Origin of the sequence: Rahnella sp. CG8 (assembly GCF_023701875.1) — a bacterium.
GTDB lineage: Bacteria > Pseudomonadota > Gammaproteobacteria > Enterobacterales > Enterobacteriaceae > Rahnella > Rahnella aceris.
In genome coordinates, this window is sequence record NZ_JABAED010000002.1 from 216863 (window position 1) to 234707 (window position 17845).

Sequence of the window (17845 nt, forward strand, 5' to 3'; positions counted from 1 at the left end):
GCTTACTCACTTGTATCGGATGGAAGGGTTGATGACGGCGTACAGCATGTCCACCAGCAGATTGATGAGGATAAATTCCAGCGAGAACAACAGCACTTCTGCCTGAATCACCGGATAATCGCGCATCTCAACCGAATCGACCAGCAACCGCCCTAACCCCGGCCAGTTGAACACTTTCTCCACGACAATCGAACCGCCGAGCAGGAAGCCAAATTGCAGTCCCATCATAGTCACGACGGGGATCATCGCGTTACGCAGGCCATGTTTGACCACGACCACCGCTTCGTGCACGCCTTTGGCACGCGCAGTACGCATATAATCTTCCTGCATCACTTCGACAAAAGAGGCGCGGGTAAAGCGGGCCATGATCGCCGCCACCGCTGCACCGAGTGTGACAGAAGGGAGAATATAGTGCTGCCAGCTGTCAGCGCCCACCGTCGGCAACCAGCCCAGTTCAACAGAAAAGATTTGCATCAGCAGCATGCCCAGCGCGAAGGCCGGGAAGGAAATACCGGAAACGGCGAGCGCCATGCCCAGTCTGTCCGGCCAGCGGTTACGCCACACGGCGGATACCACGCCAATCACCAGCCCGAAAATCACCGACCACACCATGCTGGTCAGCGTCAGCCAAAAGGTCGGCATAAAGCGCGAACTGATTTCATCAATGACCGGGCGTTTTGAGACCATTGAGTGGCCGAAATCACCGGTCAGCGCATTGCCAAAGAAAGTGAAGAATTGCTGATAAAGCGGTTTATCCAGCCCCAAATCCTGACGCACCAGCGCCACTACGCTGGCATCGGCATCCTGCCCGGCCATCAGCCGCGCCGGATCGCCCGGCAGCAGATGCACAAATAAAAACACCAGCACGGCCACAATCAGCAGTGTCGGGATCAGTCCGAGTAATCGTTTTAAAAAATAATTAAGCATGATTCGCTGTCTGTGATTTCACGGTAGACATCCATGTTCCGGACCCGGAACACACGAGTTCAGGGCACGCACGCTGTGCGCCACGCGCCCTGAAAGCCTCACCGCCTGTTATTTCACATCTGCATCATCAAAACTGAACGCCGTATCGGGCATCACATAGAAGCCGGTCAGACGTTTGTTTTTGGCTGAAACCAGACGTTCAGTGACCAGGAACGCCCACGGCGCATCGCTCCAGATTTGCTTCTGGGCATCAGCGTACAGTTTAGCTTTCTCAGCTTTGTCAGTCGTTTTCAGCGCATCGGTCAAATCTTTATCCACCTGCGCATTGCTGTAGAACGCGGTATTGAACTGCTTCGGTGGCGCGGCCTGTGTGGAGAACAGCGGAGACAACGCCCAGTCTGCTTCACCGGTAGACGCCGACCAGCCGGTGTAGAACATGCGGATGCCCGCCTCTTTCTGCCCCACATTCTCAACCTGCGCAGCACGCTGTGCGGCGTCCATGGCGGTAACCGTCACCTTGATACCGACCTGTGCCAGTTGTTGCTGGGTGAACTGCAACACTTTTTGCGCGGTACTGTTGTTGTGTGAGGACCACAGCGTAGTGGTGAAACCATCCGGGTAACCGGCTTCTTTCAGCAATGCTTTGGCTTTTGCCGGATCATACGGCCACGGTTTAAATTTCGCGGCGTATTCGATGCCCTGCGGCAATGGCCCTTCAGACGGCACAGCATAACCGGCAAACGCCACTTTGATCAGCGCCTGCTTGTTAATCGCGTAGTTAATCGCCTCACGCACTTTCACATTATCGAACGGTTTTTGCGTGACATTGAAACTGATGTAGCGATGCAGAATCGATGGCGCCGTCACCAGATCCAGTTTGGCATTTTTCTCCAATAAGGCTGCCTGTTCGTAAGGCACCGGGAACGCCAGATCCGCTTCGCCGGTTTGCAGCATGGCTGCCCGGGTGTTGTTATCAGCCACCGGACGCCAGGTAATGGTATCGAGTTTCGGCTCACCTTTTTTCCAGTAACCGTCGAACTTCTTCACTTTCACAAAGTCAGTCTGGTTCCATTGTTCAAGCGTATACGGGCCGGTACCGACCGGATGGAAACCGATGTCTTTGCCGTATTTGGTCAGCGCCGCCGGGGAAATAATCACCGCAGACGGGTGCGCCAGAATGTTGATAAAGGCGGAGAACGGCGCTTTCAGCGTGATTTTCACCGTGGTGTCATCAACGGCTTCAGTGCTGGCGATATTTTTAAACAGGTTATAACGCTTGAGGTGACTGTCCGGGTTACTGGCACGATCAAAGTTGACCTTCACCGCCGCCGCATTGAAGTCAGTACCGTCCTGGAATTTGATGCCCGGATGCAGTTTGATGGTGTAAACCAGACCGTCTTTACTGACGGTATAGCTGTCCGCCAGAACGTTTTCCAGTTTCATATCTTTATCAAAGCCAAACAGCCCCTGATAGAAAGATTTGGCGACCGCCTGCGATAAGGTGTCGTTAGCGTCATACGGATCAAGCGAGGTGAAGTTAGAACCTACGGCGATAACCACGTCTTTTGCCGCCCATGCAGAAGCCGACGCCAGCGAACCGAAAACAGCGGCAGCGAGCACGGCCTGACGGACAACGTTCTTACCTTTAGATTTCTGCTGATTCATGTCAGTTCCTTTTCCTGTCTTACCCGTTTGTCTTACTAAGAATTGACGACTCAAAATAAGCCGCCACAAAAATCAGTAAATACCCGCAATCGTATGTCTGGCGACGAAATGGCCTTCGCCCACCTTCACCAATGGCATCACCACCGGGTCATCGTGCAGCCCGCGGATCGGGCTGGGGATTTCATCCACCAGCAGCGCCTGGTCTTTTCGCTTGTGCGCCGGATCGGCGACCGGTACAGCCGCCATCAGTTTGCGGGTATACGCATGTTGGGGTGTTTCAAATACCGCACGGCGCGAGCCGATTTCCACTATCTGCCCGAGATACATCACCGCCACGCGGTGGCTGATGCGTTCAACAACGGCCATATCGTGAGAAATAAACAAAAATGCCAGACCAAACTCTTTCTGCAAATCCATCAGCAGATTGATGATTTGCGCGCGGATAGACACATCCAGCGCCGAAACCGATTCATCGGCAATCACCACTTTTGGATTAAGGGCCAGCGCACGCGCAATGCAAATTCGCTGCCGCTGGCCGCCGGAAAACTCATGAGGATAGCGCTGCGCGTGTTCCGGCAGCAGTCCGACTTTTTCCAGCAACCACGCCACACGGGCTTCGGCTTCTGCGCCTTTTGCCAGATTGTGAACCAGCAGCGGTTCCATAATGGAATATCCTACCGTCAGGCGCGGATCGAGCGAGGCGTAGGGATCCTGAAAAATAAACTGGATATCACGGCGCAGATGTTGCAGTTCACTGCCGCCGATATCAGTCAGCGTCTGGCCGTTAAAGGTGATGGTGCCCCCCTGACTCTTCACTAGTTTTAGCAGCGAACGGCCGGTGGTGGATTTACCACAGCCTGACTCCCCCACCAGCGCCAGCGTTTCACCGGGATGCAAATCAAAACTGACTTTTTCCACGGCATGAACCCGGCGGGTCACGCGATTGAAAATGCCGCTGCGCAGGTCGAACCGCGTAACCAGATCACGCACCTGTAATATCGGGGGCACGCCTGGCGTCAGGGTGTTTTGAATCAGTTCCGGATCGCTTTCCTGTTGTGTGGGTGCCGGGAAGCGTGCGGGCAGCGGTTTACCCGCCATCGAACCGAGTTTTGGCACCGCCGCCAGCAACGTCTGGGTATAAGGCGCCTGCGGAGAACGGAATATCGCGTTCACTTCCCCCGTTTCCACACTGTTGCCCTGATGCATCACCAGCACACGATCAGCAATTTCGGCCACCACCCCCATGTCATGCGTGATAAAAATCACCCCCATCTGCATCTCTTTTTGCAGCACCCGGATCAGTTGCAGAATTTGCGCCTGAATGGTGACATCCAGCGCCGTGGTCGGTTCGTCGGCAATCAGCAACGCAGGTTTACAGGAGAGTGCCATCGCAATCATCACCCGCTGGCGCATACCGCCGGAAAGCTGATGCAGGTAACTGTCGAGAATATTTCTGGCTTCGGGAATACGCACCAGATCCAGCATCCGTAATGCTTCCGCACGGGCTGCCCGGTGATCTTTATTTTGGTGCAAGCGGATCGATTCGGCGATTTGCTCCCCCACAGGGAAGACCGGATTGAGCGACGTCATCGGCTCCTGAAAAATCATCGCCATATCCGCGCCGCGCAGGTTACGCATGGCGGGCTGCGTGGCATTCATCAGATCGACTATCTCACCGTTACGGCGGCGCAACTGCATTTCACCTTGTGAAATCTTCCCGCCGCCCTGTTCCACCAGCCGCATCAGCGCCAGTGAGGTCACTGATTTTCCGGAACCCGATTCGCCAACAATCGCCAGCGTTTCACCGCGTTTTACCTGAAAACTGAGATGACTGACCGCCTGAATGACCTGCCTTTCATGGGCAAACTGCACGCTAAGCTGGCTGACGGCAAGCACGTGTTCGGGCGGCAGAATAAGAGGACCGTTCATCGGGCTGTTCATGAACGGTAAATGCTGACGACGGGCACATCGCCCACACGGGCGAATCCACGGTACATGCCTTCGCTGTTGAAAGGCAGCACCACATTGCCAAATTTATCCACCGCAATCATCCCGCCGCTTCCCCCCAGGGGCAGCAGTTTTTCCTGCACAACTTTATGTGTGGCCTCTTCCAGTGAAAGGCCGGCGTATTCGATAAGCGCGGCCACATCATAGGCCGCCACCGTACGCATAAACACTTCGCCGGTACCGGTGCTGGAAATCGCCACCGTATTATTGCTGGCGTAACAACCTGCGCCAATAATCGGCGAATCGCCGACGCGTCCGGCCTGTTTGTTGGTCATACCGCCAGTGGATGTGGCTGCCGCCAGATTGCCCAGCGCATCCATCGCCACCGCACCGACGGTACCGAATTTATGTTCAGGATCCAGCGGGTCAGCGTCGTTAAGCGAAGCGCCGTCGTGATCGAGCATGACACCCTGATCAGCGGCGATGGCCCGCTGCAACTGATCGTAACGTTCCTGGGTGAAAAAATAGTCCGCCCCGACCATTTCCTGGCCGTGCTCGCAGGCAAATGCTTCCGCCCCCGCCCCGGTGAACATCACATGCGGACTGACTTCCAAAATTTTGCGGGCGGTCAGGATCGGGTTACGGATATGATTCACGCCACTGATGGCTCCGGCATCGAGCGTCCGGCCATCCATAATGCAGGCGTCTAACTCATGCGTGCCCTGATGGGTAAAAACAGCCCCTTTTCCCGCATTAAATAACGGACACTCTTCGAGCAGACGCACCGCCTCGGTGACCGCATCCAGTGCACTGCCGCCGGAGGCCAGAATAGCCTGTCCGCAGGTGACTATTCTCTCCAGTTCGGCTAAATAAAGTCGTTCTTTTTCAGCGCTCATTGCCGCGCGGGTAATCGCCCCTGCACCACCGTGGATCGCAATAACCGGCCGCTTCTTGTCCGAAACGGAAGCCGCTGAATTATCAGTAGAAAAACTCATTAGCGCTGCACCTTTCGATGTTGTATTTATGTATAGGAAAATGTTGAGCTGTTTTTGACTATATTTAGCCCGCAACAGTATGTAAAGCGGAAATGTCGCACCATCAAAAAGTCGCTAATTGCTTAGATTGTTTAGGAAAAACAAATGCTGCAATTGAATATACCTGCGGGACAAATGACCAAAGAACAGCAATAATAAACGTCTTAACTACGGATAAAAGCATCTCTGGATAAGCTTTCCGCCGCTTTTTTATTTTCTCTTTTTAGGAAATCAGTTTATGGAAACTGTTTATAACCGCCGTCGGATTAATGTGATCTCATGGCTCAGCTATTTCTTTACCGGTGGACTGGTTTCCACTCTGGGCATTGTTATCGGGCCGGTGGCTACGGCATTTAACAAAGATCCGGGCTTTATCGGTCAAATGTTTTCCTTAATGAACATTGGCCTGTTCCTGCCCATTATGATCAGCGGCATTCTGATGCGTAAGTTTGATCTGGGCAAACAACTGATGACCGGCTCTTTCATTTCCGTGCTGGTGTGTATCGCGCTGTTTATCATGCCGTCTATTACACTGTTCGGCGTGGGTGTGTTCCTGATCGGCGCCACGGCGGGCCTGATGATGTCTATCGGCAGCTATCTGGTCGTACGTATTAATGACGATCCGAAAAAACGTTCCGCGAACCTGATCTTTACCGACTTCTTCTTCGCGCTTTCCGGTATGACGCTGTCGCTGGTGCTGGGTTTCCTGTTCAAACATGGCGCAAGCTGGCTGGCGATGTACGGCATCATGGGTGTCCTGAGCCTGCTGATGATTTTACTGTGCGCGGGTCAGAAATTCCCGAATGTTCCGCAACCGGTTAAAAACGAATCGACGCACAACGTGGTGAAAGAGCCATGGGGCATCGCGGTATTCTTCCTGTGTATTGCGCTGTTTGCTTTTGTCTTCACCGAGCTGGTCTTCACGCTGTGGATGCCAAGCTGGCTGCATGAGCACTTCAATATGGAAACGGACCGTGCCGCGATTTACATCACCACCTACTGGATGGTGAAAGCGATTGGCCTGTTCCTGAACCAGTTCACCGTGCGTTTCGTGAAACTGCGTACTTTCCTGCTGATTTCCGTGATTGTCGGCATGGCAAGCCTGGCGGTGCTGACCACCAGCAATTCGCCGACGCTGGTGCTCGTCGCCGTGGGTCTGTTCGGTTTCTGTAACTCAGGAATGTTCTCCGGTCTGATGAGCTACGGCAGCCTGCAGGTGAAAAACTCCCCGCCAACGCTGACCTCTGCGCTGCTGACCACCAGTTCCGTCGGCACGCTGATTTTCGCGTCCTTCTCGTCTTTCATCTACAACGAATACGGTTTGTTCTGGGCGCTGAATATCGCGACCATTTCCTATGCGTTGCTGGTGCTGATGGTGGTACTTGCCGGCCTGAAGAGCAAAGCAGAGAGAATTAACCACGAAGTCAGTGCACACTGAAAACGTTGTTTGAGTAATAAAAATCCGACCGCATTTTTGCGGTCGGATTTTTTGTGTCTATCCGTTCGATAATATATACACACCTCGAAACAATATTATAACCCCCTATTATTTAATCCCCATTATTCATTACGTTAACGCCCACATATTACACATTCATAAACATCTTAAATTAAGCATACCTTAATATACAATTAATAACTTAAAAAATAAATATGCGTAGAATGTCCGCCAGACTCTTTAAAAAATTCTGACGGGACGAAATATAAAATGGGAAATAATCCGGAAAAATGGAAAACTGTAGCACTTAGATTAATAAAGCTGACCCCTCTGGCGATATCTATCTCTCTGGCTAATTACGCGCTTGCAACAGATATTAGTGATAAAGATGAATTTGGCAATGTGACAAATTTACCCGTGTTAGATATCAGCGGAATGGTCCCCTTTGACCTTTCCACCGAAGGGTATCTGGATGGCGTAAATGCAACCACCTGGTCGGAAGGCATCACTTCCAGTATTCCTGCCTTTTATATTCATGATGGTGGCGCACTGACACAGTCAGTTGCGGCACCGGTGACGATCACCACTCAGGGCTCTTTAACTGATGCGATGCTCATTAACCGTGGCGGAAGCGTTGATTTACTCGGACCGCTTATTATCAACACTTACGGCCAAAGTAAAGGCATTATGATGGAAGGAATAGGAACCTCTTTCCTTTCTAAAAATGATGTTACCATAAATACCTATAATAACAGCCCCCCCGGATTCACGGTGAATAATAATGCCACCGCGACGATTGCCGGCACTCTGTATATTAATTCAATGCAGAACGGCTCTGATGGTCTGGTTATCCAGAATGGGGCAAAGGGCACAATCAATAAAGTCAATATCACTACTGCGGGTGATTATTCAGAAGGCATTATTTTAAACAACATCAATTCCAGTCTGCACAAGAGGAACGACGTTCTTATCACGGGAAGTGGTAGCACAGTGACCACCCACGGTAAGCATACCAATGCCTTATATGCAGAAGATAACGGATTTATTCTGTTTTCTAATGACGCGATAATTACCACGACGGGCGAGGACTCGCGGGCGATTTATTCCACCCGTAATGCCGGTGTATTAATGAATGGAGGTTCTGCTAATACAGAATATGCAGGCAGTACGGCGATCGAAAGTAATCAAAACAGCTATGTCACCTTAGTGAACACTGACATCCATTCCGCAGGCACGGCGATAAGCTCAAACGACAACTCTGTTATCTCGGTATTCAATGGCAATATCAGCAGCGGCAATACCACCAGCGGCATAGAAATCAGTCATCAGGGCAACGTTAACCTTAACCAGGTCGTGATGGAAAATGCACTGTCGGACCAACCGCTGGTTGACCTGATCACTTCCTACGCCACACCTGATTATGCCTACGGTGGCACACTGGACGTCAAAAACTCCCGGCTTGCGGGTAAAACCCAGGGCGTACACGCCACCGAAGGCGAATGGGCCGTCACACTGGATAACAGTTCCCTGAATGCCGCCGATGCCTTTGTCGTTGCCGGAAGCAACAGCAACCAGATTGCAGACCTTTCGGTCAACGCCAGCAACGGCAGCATCATTAACGGTAACCTTATTGCGCTAAGCGCAGATGAAGACCCGATCGCCAGCCAGCTGACGCTCAATTTGCTTAACTCAACCTGGCAAGGCAGCGCGATGAATGGCACGGAATTTTCTTCTGCTTCTGCCGGTACGATTAATATTGATGCTCAGGACAGTCAGTGGCTGATGACCGATTCCTCGCGCATCGACTCACTCAACATGAATAACGCCAGCGTTCAGTTTTCCGGACAAGGTGATTATAAAACGCTGGAAACGCACAATCTGTCAGGCAAGGGTACGTTCTTTATGAATACGTCGCTGGAGCAGGATGCGCAGGGAAACAGCACTGGCGATCTCATTCATGTTACGGGCAACGCGTCCGGGCAGTTCGGATTACATATCTCTGCGTCGGGTAAGGCAGCACAGACAATTAACGACGGAATACGTGTCGCTCAGATTGATGATGCCAGCCGTCATAATGGCCTGTTCAGTCTGGAAAACAGCGTCAGTATCGGCGCTTACGACTATTATCTTTTTGAAGGGAGCAAGGATGCCACCGGCGATATGAATGACTGGTATCTGCGCGCTGAAATCCCAACACCTGACGCGCCGGTTCCTGATGTCCCAACGCCAGATAATCCGACACCGGATGTTCCTGCGCCTGCCCCGGCTACACCAGACACTTACCGTGGCGAAATCCCCAGTTATATCGCAGCACCTTATCTGAACTTGTATTATGGCATGCGTATTGCTGGCACGCTGCACGAGCGTATGGGCGATACAGAAACCTATGGCAAAGGCTACAACAATCGCGCATGGGCGAGAACCGGCGGAGAACACACTTCCTTCGATGCGGGACGTTTTGGGTACGACAGTGATTACTGGTTCGCGCAATTCGGAACCGACTTATATCAGGATGAACTGAAAAACGGCACACGCGTCCACGCTGGCATCATGGCGACATTGGGCAACCAGAGTACCGACACGCAGGATCAGGTGCGCACGTTGGCGGGGAAAAGTGCGGATGCTGGCTCAGTGCGCAGTGATGCCTACAGCGTTGGCAGCTATTACACCCGATATGCACAAGATGGCGCTTACGTTGACCTTGTCGGCCAGTTCACCTGGTATCGTAACCAGTATGAGAGCCTGCATGATACGAAACAGGACAGCTACGGCGTATTGCTTTCTGCTGAAGCAGGTCAACCCTATGCCGTCAGCACCAACTGGAAAATCGAACCTCAGGGGCAGATCATTTATCAGTATCTGAATTCAGAAGATTTCAGCGATGAAATTTCTGATATCTCTGGCGTTTCTGTCAATCAGGGCACAGCGCGTGCCGGGTTGCGTTTGTTACGCGACCAGGCAGAAGATAAAGCCAGTGAAAAATTCAAACCTTACCTGACCGCCGACGTACTGAGTAATTTCTCGGATTCACCGGATATCAATGTCGGCGGAATCGATGTCAGTACAACGGATTTTTCCGATCAATACTGGCAGACCGGCGCGGGCATGACGGCGCAACTCGCACCGAATACCTCGGTGTATGCTGATGTGAAATACGTCAAAGGTTTTGACGGCGATATGGAAGGCTACGTCGGCCATATTGGGATCCAGGGGCGTTTTTAATTCAGGTCTCTGAATCACACGCATAAAAAAGGGAAGGCATCAAAGCCTTCCCTTTTCTTATTTCGTTGCTGCGTTTAAAGCTGCGGGCAACGCTGCAAACTGTTTAGCCAGGATGTTTCAGGCTGAGCGGCCAGACGACGCGCACGTCCGTGGCGGCGCAAAATCAATCCTTTGTCCTGCATTTCACTCAGATCGCGTCTGATCGTTTCGAGACTTACATCCAGCGATTGTGCCAGTTCGCTTACCTGTAGCACTTCATGTTGTTCAACCAACTGAAGGATGGCCTGATGGCGATTTTTTTTAAGCACCGGTTATTCCTGTTTATATGACAGTTATGTGACGAAGGTCACAAATAACGGTAACTATAATACCTGCGTTACATTGTTAATTTTGGGATCGATCTCAATTTTTCAGGAATCCGCGCAGAATTTTTACGCCTTCGGCGCTTTTTGGTTCGCTGCGTTTCTCTGTCATACTATGCGCATGCTCCATTTCCCTGCCCGGCACCGCTGAAAATACCTGCTACGCCGGGACGAATGACTAAGGATTTTTTATGGAATTCAATACTGCCGGTCTGATCTCACTTGACGAAGCGCTGGATAAAATGCGCGACTGTGTACCGCCTAAAACAAGTCAGGAGGCCGAATCCCTGCCACTTGCTGGCGCCGCGGGCCGCATAACCGCCGCACCGGTGCTTTCACCGGTTTTTGTGCCACCTTTTGATAACTCCGCAATGGATGGCTATGCCGTACGTTGCACAGACTTGCACGACGGCGCGGTGTTCCCGGTCGCGGGCAAAGCCTTTGCCGGTGCGCCTTTTCATGGCGAATGGCCTGCCGGAACCTGTATCCGCATCATGACCGGTGCGCCAGTTCCCGCCGGTGCCGATGCAGTAATCATGCAGGAACAGGCTGAAGTTTCAGATGCAGGAGTACGTTTCACTGCAACAGCGCAAAAAGGCCAGAATATCCGCCTGACCGGAGACGACATTAAACAGGGCGACAGCGTGCTGCCTGCCGGTGTACGGCTCGGTGCGGCAGAATTACCGCTGCTGGCCTCACTGGGCGTCACCCACGTCAAGGTCTGGAAACCGCTGAAAGTCGCCGTATTCTCCACCGGCGATGAACTGCAACCGGTGGGAACGCCTTTGCAGGAGGGGCAGATTTACGATACCAACCGTTTCGCTGTGCGCCTGATGCTGGAACAACTGGGCTGTACCGTCCTGGATTTAGGCATTATTCGCGATAATCCCCTGGCGCTGCGTAAAGCCTTCGAAGAAGCCAATGCGTTTGCCGATCTGGTGATTTCCAGCGGCGGCGTATCGGTCGGTGAAGCCGATTACACTAAACAGATTCTGGATGAACTGGGTGAAATTGGTTTCTGGAAGCTTGCCATGAAACCGGGCAAACCTTTTGCTTTCGGTAAACTGGAAAGCAGCTGGTTCTGCGGTTTGCCGGGGAATCCGGTGTCGGCAGCACTGACGTTTTATCAGCTGGTTCAGCCATTTATTGCACAGTTGTCCGGCCATACGGCCTGGCAGTTCCCGCCACGCCTGAAGGCAAAAGCGGTGACACCCTTGAAAAAATCCCCCGGACGTCTCGATTTCCAGCGCGGTATTTTCAGCACCAGCGCCGAAGGACAACTGGAAGTGCGCACCACCGGCCATCAGGGTTCGCACGTATTCAGCTCATTCAGCCAGGCCAACTGTTTTATCGTGCTTGAACGCGGGCGCGGTAACGTGGCCGCAGGCGAAATCGTTGAAATCGAACCGTTTAACGCCCTGCTGCGGAGCTGAACATGCCTCAACTGCCGGAACTGACGGACGCTGAAACCCTGCGTTATAACCGCCAGATCGTTCTGAAAGGGTTTGATTTTGACGGCCAGGAACAACTGAAAGCCAGTCATGCGCTGATTGTCGGACTGGGCGGTTTAGGCTGTGCCGCTGCGCAATATCTGGCGGCGGCTGGCACCGGTACGTTAACGCTACTGGATTTCGACACGGTCTCGCTGTCAAACCTGCAACGCCAGACGCTGCATACTGACGCCCGGATCGGCATGTCGAAAGTGGAATCCGCCGCAATGGCGCTGGCGGCAATCAATCCGCACATCGTCATTCATCAGATTAATACACAGGCCAGCGACGACATGCTGCGTGACCTGATCGCCGCCTGCGACGTGGTGGTCGATTGCACCGACAACGTCACCACGCGCAATCAGCTGAACGGTGAATGTTACGCGCAGAAAAAACCGCTGGTTTCCGGGGCCGCCATCCGCATGGAAGGCCAGCTCAGCGTGTTCACTTATCAGCCGCAGGAACCCTGCTACCGCTGCCTGAGCCGGTTATTCGGTGAAAACGCCCTGACCTGTGTGGAAGCCGGTGTGATGGCACCTTTAGTCGGCACCATCGGCAGTTTGCAGGCGATGGAAACCATCAAACTGCTGACAAAATTTGGTGAAACCCCGCGCGGAAAACTGCTGATGTTCGACGCCATGACGTTGCAGTTCCGCGAAATGAAACTGATGAAAGACCCGCATTGTGAAGTGTGTGGGGATTGTTGAATCAGTAAATTCAGACACAAAAAAACCGCCTTTATCGGCGGTTTTCTATTTTTTATGACACCCAAAACAATTCGCAAAATCATTCGCGTTGTATCAAGGCGGCAACTGCACGAATCCCCGGGAGCTTACATCGGTAAGTGACCGGGGTGAGTAAAGGCAGCCAACGCCGAGACAACGTGAAGGATGCAGCGAATTAACTATTGATGCCCTGGCTACGCAGATAATCTTCGTAATTACCCGAGAAATCAATCACGCGGGTCGGCGTCATTTCCAGAATACGGGTTGCCAGCGAGCTGACAAACTCACGGTCGTGGGAAACGAAGATCAGCGTACCTTCATACATTTCCAGCGCCATGTTCAGTGACTCGATGGATTCCATATCAAGGTGGTTGGTTGGTTCATCCATAATCAGGATGTTCGGACGTTGCATCATCAGTTTCCCGAATAACATACGACCTTTTTCACCACCGGAAAGTACTTTCACTTTCTTCTTGATATCGTCCTGACCGAACAGCAGACGGCCTAACACACCGCGTACGGCCTGCTCGTCGTCTTTCTCGGATTTCCACTGGCTCATCCAGTCAAACACGTTCAGGGTGTCATCGAATTCATATTCGTGATCCTGCGCGTAATAACCGATCTTGGCGTTTTCAGACCATTTTACTGAACCGCTTTCCGGTTCATGCTCACCGACCAGCGTTTTCAGCAGCGTTGATTTACCGATACCGTTGGCACCCAGAATCGCGACTTTCTCGCCCACTTCAAGCATCAGGCCGAGATTTTTAAACAGCGGACCGTTGTCGAAACCTTTGGTGATTTTTTCCACTTCCAGCGCATTACGGAACAATTTCTTGTCCTGCTCGAAGCGCATGTAAGGGTTCTGACGGCTGGATGCTTTGATTTCATCAAGCTGAATTTTATCAATCTGACGGGCACGGGAAGTCGCCTGTTTAGATTTGGAGGCGTTCGCGCTGAAGCGGCTGACGAACGATTGCAGTTCAGCAATCTGTGCTTTCTTCTTGGCGTTATTGGCGCTGAGAAGTTCACGAGCCTGCGTCGCCGCCGTCATGTATTCATCGTAGTTGCCCGGATAAACACGCAGTTCGCCATAGTCGAGATCCGCCATGTGCGTACACACCATGTTCAGGAAGTGACGGTCATGGGAAATGATGATCATGGTGCTGTTACGTTCGTTCAGCACCTGCTCCAGCCAGCGAATAGTATCGATGTCCAGGTTGTTCGTCGGTTCGTCGAGCAGCAGGATTTCCGGATCGGAGAACAGCGCCTGCGCCAGCAAAACACGCAGTTTAAAGCCCGGGGCGATTTCGCTCATCGGGCCATAATGTTGCTCGACAGGGATCCCCACGCCCAGCAGCAATTCACCCGCACGGGATTCTGCGCTGTAGCCGTCCATTTCGCCGTAAGCGACTTCCAGATCAGCCACTTTGTAGCCGTCTTCTTCGCTCATTTCCGCCATCGCGTAAATACGGTCGCGCTCTTCCTTCACTTCCCACAATTCGGTGTGGCCCATGATAACGGTGTCCAGCACGCTGAACTGTTCGAAGGCGAACTGATCCTGGCGTAATTTACCCAGACGCTCATTCGGGTCCAGCACAACGTTACCGCCAGAAGGCACTAAGTCGCCACCGAGGATCTTCATGAAAGTGGACTTGCCACAACCGTTCGCGCCAATCAGGCCGTAACGGTTACCGCCGCCAAATTTCACGTTAATATTTTCAAATAACGGCTTGCTGCCGAATTGCATGGTGATGTTGTAAGTACTTAGCACAACGCTCGCTCTTAATTGGGAAATGTGATTTGGCGCGCATTATGCCACAACAGCGCGTCAGGATCGCCTGTAGTTGTGGTCATTTTTCACTCAACAGCTAAAAAAAATGCTTAATGTGCGACTTTTCAGAAAGCAATAAAAACAAAAAACCCGGCCGGAGCCGGGTTTGTCGTACAACCGCTGAAATCAGAAGTTGTAGCCAATCACGCCGTAGTAACCCCAGCCGGTGGACTTCACATCGAAGTTACCGTTACCGAAGTTCAGTTCAGCGCCGTCAGCCCACTGGCCGCCGTTGTGGAAGTAACGCGCCACGAACGAGTAATGCCAGTGTGTGTAGTTCAGCGACAGGATATGGCTGGAGGCGATAGAGTTGTTAGAACGCGCTTTGTTGCCGTTCAGATCACGGAAATCGTCATCACCCAGTGAGGAGCCCCAGTCGAAGTTGGTGAACCCGATATAGCTCAGGTTGCCACCCCACAGTTGCGTCAGAGGAACGAAATATTTCACTTTGAAACGGTAACCGTCCCAGCTGTTTTCATTCGCTGCGCCGTAGTTTTCCCACTGGTATTTCGCATACACGTTCAGAGACAGGCTCATCGGCAAACCGGTGTCGATGTCGGTGCCCAGCCCCATGTACCAGGTATTTTGACGGTTATCGCTGTCCGGGCCCATGTCGTAGATATAGTTGTTCGCGAAGTACCATTCTTTGAACGGACCGAAGCTCAGATCAGTACCGGTCAGCTTATCAATAGAGAAACGCGGTTCGATTTCCATAAACAGCGGAGAACCGTTTTTATCCCAGATACCGGTGTCATTACCGTTACCGGCGCCGAAGGTTTTAGGAATATCGATATAACCGTAGAAATCAAACCAGTCTTTGTGCGCAAACGCTTCATATTCAAGGTAAACATCGTTACGCAGCGTAGGCCCGAAACGGGTATCGGCGCTACCTACAACGTTGACACTTTGGTGCCACCAGTCAGAAACAAATTCGCCCTTGCTATCATCAGCGAGCACGGTCGCGCTGTAGGACAAAGCCATCAAAGCGCCTGCTGCAATAATTTTATTTTTCATATTTTTACCAGAAGCGGGGGGTGGAACAACGTCTTGCCACTTTCAGACGTTGCATAAAACAAACCCTAAAACTGTGATCCGCAACCGATTGCTGCACATAGTGCAAAAAACCTGCAATTACCAGTTACTTCCTACAAGAGTCGACTTTTCTTAGCTAATAAATAGATTTGGTCAAGGTTTGTCAATTTCTGTTTCATTCCGATACATCCCCAATGTGACATTCATCACATTTATCTTTCCGTGCGCTTTTATTCAGTACGGACTGATGCAAAAAGTTATCGTTGATAAAATGACCATTCGTTATTTGTCATGCTATAATCATGACAAATAACGGTGCGGAGGCACACATCATGAATTCAAAAATTACCGGGCTGTCTTCCAGCTCTGTGCAAGATTCTGCAACGCCGCTTTGGCAATCTGCGGGCCTTCCCGCAAGCAGCGGAATCAGTTTGATAAATGCCATACAAAAGGGATTTCCGGTTGATAGTATCAGCCGTCTTAATACTGAGCTGGGATGGCCAAAAATGGTGTTACTGGAAATCATGGGCATTAACGAACGCAACTATGCCCGGCGTAAAGCCGGGAACGGATTGCTAAAAAGTGAAGAGAGTGAACGTGTGGCGCGACTGGTTCGCATCGTGGATGCCGCAACTGATTTGTTCGAAGGGGATCGTGTCTCGGCGCTCGAATGGTTCACCCGCCCTGCTCCGGCACTGGATGGTTCACGTCCGCTGGAACTGCTGTCTTCTGAAGCGGGTGCTGTGGAAGTCAGCCGCCTGATTGGTCGTCTCCAGCACGGTGTTTTCAGTTGAAGCTGTTTCGTATCGTGCAGACCCGTCATCTGGCGACAGCCTGGTCGGGAGCCGGCGCGCAACTTTATGGCGGTCGCTGGAATCCGCCAGGCAGGCCGGTCGTCTATGTCACCACCAGCATCTCACTGGCTATCCTGGAAATTCTGGTGCATTTGCAAAACAGCATGTTGATGCGTTCCTATACCTTGCTGAGTATTGAGGTGCCAGAGGAACTGCTGGATACGCTGGAAGTTTCAGAGCTTGCCGCCGACTGGCGAAGCGCATCAGTGCCTGACAGCACTCAACGTCAGGGTGACGTCTGGCTTGCAGAAGGTGAATATGTCGGGCTGAAAGTGCCGTCAGTGATTGTGCCGTCGGAATACAACGTATTACTTAATCCGCTACACCCGTCTTTTGCCGATTTACTGAGTTCAGTAGAACGCGAGCCCATGATGTTTGACCCGCGCCTGCAATAAAGCGCGGGTCTGCTCTCTGTCAGGAAATCACTCTGCTTTCCGGTTGCTGCGATAAATGAGTGCCAGTGCGATGATCAGGCAGGGAATAGCCGCAATCCGGTGCCATGACAGCGCGATCTGCGGATTATCCAGCCAGCCGAAATTATCAATCAGCATACCCATTGCCAGTTGTCCGAGGATTACCGCGACCGTTGCCACCGCCGTCCCGACACGGGGTACCGCTGTCACCATCACAATGATGTAAGGCACGCCAAATAATGCGCCCGCGAGTTGCCACTTCGGTACGGTGAGCAAGGTTTGCGGCTGTGGTGTTTGCAAAAACAGCACCAGCACTGCGGTAATGGCAGCCCCGACGCTGAACGTCAGGAATGCGCTTTTCAGTACGCCCACTTTCCCGCCTAACTGCCCGTTCACCGCCGCCTGCATACTCAGCGCGGCACCGGCCACAATGGCCAGTATTATCATCATCAGTTCAGTCATGGTTCAGTCCCAGGCAATCAAAACAAGTGCAGCAACGATAAACAGCAGCGCCAGCAGGCGTTCGCCGCCGACTTTCTTGTGCGGTGTACCAAACCAGCCGTAATGGTCGATCAGCACGCTTTTCGCCACCTGCCCTGACAAAATCGCAATCATGGTCATGCCGATACCAATGACCGGCGTCGCGAGCGTCAGCACCACGACATAGACCGGGCCGAGCACGCCACCCAGCAATGTCCAGCCCGGTTGTTCATTGAATGACGGCGCATTACGCGGGCTGAAAAACAGCACCAGCAGGCCGGTGAGCACCGCACCCACACCAAAAATACTCAGCGTGGCCCACAGATGGCCAACCTCCGTTCCCAGCGGACCAATCAGCCCGGCCTCCAGTGAAAGCCCCATCCCCGCCAGGACGACCAGCGGAATTAACATCAGATTCATCATTG

General features: G+C 52.3%; 15 protein-coding genes. 6 read left to right on the forward strand and 9 right to left on the reverse strand.

Going from position 1 to position 17845, the window contains the following annotated elements; all coding sequences use genetic code 11:
* Positions 1-6: 6 nt before the first annotated feature.
* From gsiC to HGO41_RS02940, 4 genes are all read right to left on the reverse strand, one after another.
* The gene (gene gsiC / locus HGO41_RS02925; RefSeq protein WP_015689564.1) at positions 7-927 is read right to left on the reverse strand and encodes a glutathione ABC transporter permease GsiC; all 921 of its coding nucleotides are present in this window, start codon (positions 925-927) and stop codon (positions 7-9) included.
* 108 nt (positions 928-1035) lie between these two features.
* Positions 1036-2592, reverse strand: coding sequence for a glutathione ABC transporter substrate-binding protein GsiB (gene gsiB, locus HGO41_RS02930; RefSeq protein WP_112198003.1), 1557 nt, complete (start codon positions 2590-2592; stop codon positions 1036-1038).
* A 72-nt stretch (positions 2593-2664) separates the two neighbouring features.
* Entirely contained in the window at positions 2665-4533 is a 1869-nt protein-coding gene (locus HGO41_RS02935) for a dipeptide ABC transporter ATP-binding protein (RefSeq protein WP_250980746.1), read from the reverse strand.
* Positions 4530-5534 carry an isoaspartyl peptidase/L-asparaginase family protein gene (locus HGO41_RS02940; RefSeq protein WP_166860052.1) on the reverse strand — a complete coding sequence of 335 codons (1005 nt, stop codon included), beginning with the start codon at positions 5532-5534 and terminating at the stop codon, positions 4530-4532. The genes HGO41_RS02935 and HGO41_RS02940 overlap by 4 nt, the downstream gene beginning before the upstream one ends.
* Before the next feature lie 277 nt (positions 5535-5811).
* On the opposite strand from HGO41_RS02940, the gene tsgA reads away from it, so the two are divergent.
* Together tsgA and HGO41_RS02950 are read left to right on the forward strand one after the other, a co-directional pair.
* Complete coding sequence (gene tsgA / locus HGO41_RS02945; protein WP_013574731.1) at positions 5812-7011, forward strand: MFS transporter TsgA; 1200 nt, start codon at positions 5812-5814, stop codon at positions 7009-7011.
* 402 nt (positions 7012-7413) lie between these two features.
* Entirely contained in the window at positions 7414-10233 is a 2820-nt protein-coding gene (locus HGO41_RS02950; protein WP_250980747.1) for an autotransporter family protein, read from the forward strand.
* Positions 10234-10307: 74 nt separating this feature from the next.
* On the opposite strand, the gene HGO41_RS02955 is transcribed toward HGO41_RS02950, so the two are convergent.
* On the reverse strand, positions 10308-10541 hold the full coding sequence (locus tag HGO41_RS02955) for a DeoR family transcriptional regulator (protein WP_013574728.1): 234 nt from the start codon (positions 10539-10541) through the stop codon (positions 10308-10310).
* Positions 10542-10786: 245 nt separating this feature from the next.
* Here HGO41_RS02955 and moeA point away from each other — a divergent pair, with 245 nt between their 5' ends.
* Together moeA and moeB are read left to right on the forward strand one after the other, a co-directional pair.
* Positions 10787-12028 carry a molybdopterin molybdotransferase MoeA gene (gene moeA, locus HGO41_RS02960; RefSeq protein WP_112151161.1) on the forward strand — a complete coding sequence of 414 codons (1242 nt, stop codon included), beginning with the start codon at positions 10787-10789 and terminating at the stop codon, positions 12026-12028.
* Between the two features lie 2 nt (positions 12029-12030).
* Positions 12031-12792, forward strand: coding sequence for a molybdopterin-synthase adenylyltransferase MoeB (moeB, locus tag HGO41_RS02965; RefSeq protein WP_112151162.1), 762 nt, complete (start codon positions 12031-12033; stop codon positions 12790-12792).
* 193 nt (positions 12793-12985) lie between these two features.
* Here moeB and HGO41_RS02970 read toward each other — a convergent pair whose 3' ends face one another.
* Together HGO41_RS02970 and HGO41_RS02975 are read right to left on the reverse strand one after the other, a co-directional pair.
* The gene (locus HGO41_RS02970) at positions 12986-14581 is read right to left on the reverse strand and encodes an ABC-F family ATPase (protein WP_013574725.1); all 1596 of its coding nucleotides are present in this window, start codon (positions 14579-14581) and stop codon (positions 12986-12988) included.
* A gap of 186 nt (positions 14582-14767) precedes the next feature.
* The gene (locus HGO41_RS02975) at positions 14768-15655 is read right to left on the reverse strand and encodes a nucleoside-specific channel-forming protein Tsx (RefSeq protein WP_013574724.1); all 888 of its coding nucleotides are present in this window, start codon (positions 15653-15655) and stop codon (positions 14768-14770) included.
* A gap of 350 nt (positions 15656-16005) precedes the next feature.
* Between HGO41_RS02975 and HGO41_RS02980 the strand changes: the two genes are divergently transcribed.
* Both HGO41_RS02980 and HGO41_RS02985 read left to right on the forward strand, forming a co-directional pair.
* Positions 16006-16467, forward strand: coding sequence for an Xre family toxin-antitoxin system antitoxin (locus HGO41_RS02980; protein ID WP_013574723.1), 462 nt, complete (start codon positions 16006-16008; stop codon positions 16465-16467).
* Positions 16464-16922, forward strand: a complete 459-nt coding sequence (locus HGO41_RS02985) for an RES family NAD+ phosphorylase (protein WP_112198338.1) — start codon at positions 16464-16466, stop codon at positions 16920-16922. Before HGO41_RS02980 ends, HGO41_RS02985 begins: the two co-directional genes overlap by 4 nt.
* A 27-nt stretch (positions 16923-16949) precedes the next feature.
* Here HGO41_RS02985 and HGO41_RS02990 read toward each other — a convergent pair whose 3' ends face one another.
* A complete protein-coding gene (locus HGO41_RS02990; RefSeq protein WP_013574721.1) occupies positions 16950-17402 on the reverse strand; it encodes a DMT family transporter in 453 nt (150 codons plus the stop codon).
* 3 nt (positions 17403-17405) lie between these two features.
* Complete coding sequence (locus HGO41_RS02995) at positions 17406-17840, reverse strand: DMT family transporter (RefSeq protein WP_013574720.1); 435 nt, start codon at positions 17838-17840, stop codon at positions 17406-17408.
* Positions 17841-17845: the final 5 nt, after the last annotated feature.

What these genes read in the sequence shown, in the direction of transcription:
- gsiC (WP_015689564.1), bottom strand. Translation starts at nt 927, where the DNA reads ATGCTTAATTATTTTTTAAAACGATTACTCGGACTGATCCCGACACTG.
- gsiB (WP_112198003.1), bottom strand. Translation starts at nt 2,592, where the DNA reads ATGAATCAGCAGAAATCTAAAGGTAAGAACGTTGTCCGTCAGGCCGTG.
- HGO41_RS02935 (WP_250980746.1), bottom strand. Translation starts at nt 4,533, where the DNA reads ATGAACAGCCCGATGAACGGTCCTCTTATTCTGCCGCCCGAACACGTG.
- HGO41_RS02940 (WP_166860052.1), bottom strand. Translation starts at nt 5,534, where the DNA reads ATGAGTTTTTCTACTGATAATTCAGCGGCTTCCGTTTCGGACAAGAAG.
- tsgA (WP_013574731.1), top strand. Translation starts at nt 5,812, where the DNA reads ATGGAAACTGTTTATAACCGCCGTCGGATTAATGTGATCTCATGGCTC.
- moeA (WP_112151161.1), top strand. Translation starts at nt 10,787, where the DNA reads ATGGAATTCAATACTGCCGGTCTGATCTCACTTGACGAAGCGCTGGAT.
- moeB (WP_112151162.1), top strand. Translation starts at nt 12,031, where the DNA reads ATGCCTCAACTGCCGGAACTGACGGACGCTGAAACCCTGCGTTATAAC.
- HGO41_RS02975 (WP_013574724.1), bottom strand. Translation starts at nt 15,655, where the DNA reads ATGAAAAATAAAATTATTGCAGCAGGCGCTTTGATGGCTTTGTCCTAC.
- HGO41_RS02980 (WP_013574723.1), top strand. Translation starts at nt 16,006, where the DNA reads ATGAATTCAAAAATTACCGGGCTGTCTTCCAGCTCTGTGCAAGATTCT.
- HGO41_RS02990 (WP_013574721.1), bottom strand. Translation starts at nt 17,402, where the DNA reads ATGACTGAACTGATGATGATAATACTGGCCATTGTGGCCGGTGCCGCG.
- HGO41_RS02995 (WP_013574720.1), bottom strand. Translation starts at nt 17,840, where the DNA reads ATGAATCTGATGTTAATTCCGCTGGTCGTCCTGGCGGGGATGGGGCTT.